Raw genomic sequence first — 527 nt, forward strand, 5'->3', positions numbered from 1 at the left:
TCGTTGACGCTGTGATTGTGGGACGGCATTTGCGCGATCGTGAGCGTCTGGCTTTCGCCGCCGCAGGCCACGCCCAGCGTGGTTGCGTTCTGGCCGACGCAGGATCCGGTCGCCCCGAAATAGCTCGCCGTCAGCCGCCCCGCCGCGCTGTTGCCCATGTCGTCGAGCGCTGCGATCGCGCGGCCCCGCCAGTCCGGCAAGGCCAGCTGCTTGTTGGCATTGAAGTCCGACAGGCAATTGCCGGAGCGGGCCGGCGTCATGACGAGGTTGAGATCGGCGCCGCACAGATAGACGAACAGCGCCTGCGTGTCGGCATTGGCGCGCTCGCTCGCCCCGCTCGAGGCGCTGCCGATCGTCAGGCCGTTGGTGCGCACGAAGCCGGACAAAGGCCCCGTGCCGTATTTCACCTTGAGGTCGCCGGTTGCGATGATCGTGGTCGGATCGACCGTCGAGCCGCCGCCTCCGCCGCCCGAGGACGGCCCCAGCACCTGCATCGTGGTGTCGACGATCGGATTGCCGCTCGCATT

General features: G+C 67.9%; 1 protein-coding gene. It reads right to left on the reverse strand.

Annotation, left to right across the window (positions count from 1 at the left end):
* A partial coding sequence (locus AACY08_RS28630) for a hypothetical protein (protein WP_339472462.1) occupies positions 1–527 on the reverse strand: 527 nt, incomplete at both ends.

Source organism: Pseudomonas sp. EL_65y_Pfl1_R83, from assembly GCF_963970695.1.
Taxonomy (GTDB): Bacteria; Pseudomonadota; Gammaproteobacteria; order Pseudomonadales; family Pseudomonadaceae; genus Aquipseudomonas; species Aquipseudomonas tritici.